General features: G+C 65.3%; 1 protein-coding gene and 1 pseudogene. Both read left to right on the top strand.

The window, feature by feature from the left end; genetic code table 11:
- Positions 1–184 (top strand): annotated as a pseudogene (locus QZL63_RS06835) (hypothetical protein); the annotation flags it as partial.
- Between the two features lie 14 nt (positions 185–198).
- The gene (locus QZL63_RS06830) at positions 199–1,725 is read left to right on the top strand and encodes a GIN domain-containing protein (protein WP_022308578.1); all 1,527 of its coding nucleotides are present in this window, start codon (positions 199–201) and stop codon (positions 1,723–1,725) included.
- Positions 1,726–1,765 lie beyond the last annotated feature (40 nt).

Raw genomic sequence — 1,765 nt, 5'->3', positions numbered from 1 at the left:
GGGAATAGCCGCTGCCGGTGCGGCCGTGGTTGTGGCGGGTGTCGTCCTGGCGCTCCGCCTGCAGCGGCCTGCGGCCGACGGGCACTCCGATTTCGACGGCCTCCTCTCGACGGCTCCGGCCGAGACGCTGCAGCAGGCCGCTGCGGAAAATTACGACGATATCCTTTTCAACCAACAACTTTGAAAACCGCTTTTGCCATGAAGAAGATGTTCCTGCTGATTGTCGCTCTCGGGGCGGCGTTTTATGCGGAGGGATCCTCCTCCGACCCTGCGATGCGGCAGGCCGTGGCCGACATTCGGGCGGCCATCGACGATTTCGAGCAGACGGCCCCCGGACGTCAGACGCTCGATGAACTGAATGCCGCCGCCCGTGAGGAGGTGGTCCGTCTGCTGAACCTTTCGGCTCGCCAGCGCAAGGTCTTCGATCCGATCTATGCCTCCTATCGCGAGGCGCTGGAGCGCGCCGTGCGCAGCGTCTCCGATCCGGTGACGGCCGACGATGCGCGCCAGCGCACCGTGTTGAAGGAGCGCCTGTCCAACATCGCCGCCGTGGCGCAGGTCAAGCGCGACTATGTGGACCGCTTTGCCGAGGTGCTCACGGCCGAGCAGATCCGGCAGCTCTACAATGCCGAAGGACAGATCGGCACGAGCATCAAGCGCGCGGCGGGCGGAAGCACGGGCAGCAAGCGCGCGGCGGGGGAACGCCGCACGGAGATGCCGCGGGTGTTGTCCGGAAGCGGCCGGCGTGTCTCGCAGGACTGGGGGACAGCGGGCGACTATACGGCCATCGAGACCGGCGCCTTCTTCCATGTGACCGTCAGTCCCACGGCCCGGACCATCACGGTGACGGCCGATGACAACGTGATCGACTACCTGAAACTCGACCGTACCGGCGGTCGGCTGGCTTTCAGTCTCCTGCCGCGCTCCGGGCGGACCCGCCGGATCGAGAACCTCTCCATTTCGGTGGTGGTTCCCGTGTCGGCGTCGCTGCGTGAGATCTCGGTCGGTTCCTATGCCGGATTCGAGAGTGCGACGCCCCTCAGGGTGAAGAACCTTTCCGTCTCGGTCTCCTCCTATGGCTCCGTGAAGGCCGATATCGTCGATTCGGGAGATTCTCGGCTCCAGGTGTCGAGTTACGGCCGTTTTACGGGCAAGGTCGAAAGCGCCGGCGCCCAGCTCACTGTCGCCAGCTACGGGACCTTCGAGGGCCCGCTGTCGTGTGTCGGAACAGCCGCCGTTTCGGTGGGCAGTTACGGCTCCTTCAACGGCGATATCCGTGCTGCGCAGGCCGACCTCTCGGTCAGCAGCGGCGGCAAGTTCTCGGGAGCGCTGCGGGCCGATGCCGCGTCGGTTGGGGTGTCGAGCTATGCCCGGTTTTCCGGCCCGATCGATGTTTCGGAGCTGAAGGCTTCGGTCAGCAGCAGCGGAGTGCTCCAGAGTGCCTTTGCCGGCCGACGGTGCGAGGCTTCGGTGGCCAGTTACGGGAAACTCGTGTTCACGGGTTCGGCTGATGTGGAGGCGGTGTCCGTGCAGCTCTCGCCGCAGAGCAGCTTCTCGGCTCCGGATTTGCGGGTGAAACGCTACGACATCCGTACGTCGAGCTATTCGAAGGCCGACGTGTGGTGTTCGGAGTCGTTGCGCGTCGATGCGGCCGCGACGTCCCAGGTGACTTACGACGGGCCCTGCCGTCTGGAGGCGCAGACCTCGACCGTCCGGCGGCGGTAGGTGTCCCGGATCCCTTTCCCGGCACTTTTCCGGATCAAAA

This window comes from Alistipes sp. CAG:268 (genome assembly GCA_000434235.1).
In the GTDB taxonomy this organism is placed as follows: Bacteria; Bacteroidota; Bacteroidia; order Bacteroidales; family Rikenellaceae; genus Alistipes; species Alistipes avistercoris.
This window is presented reverse-complemented; position numbering and strand designations above follow the sequence as displayed.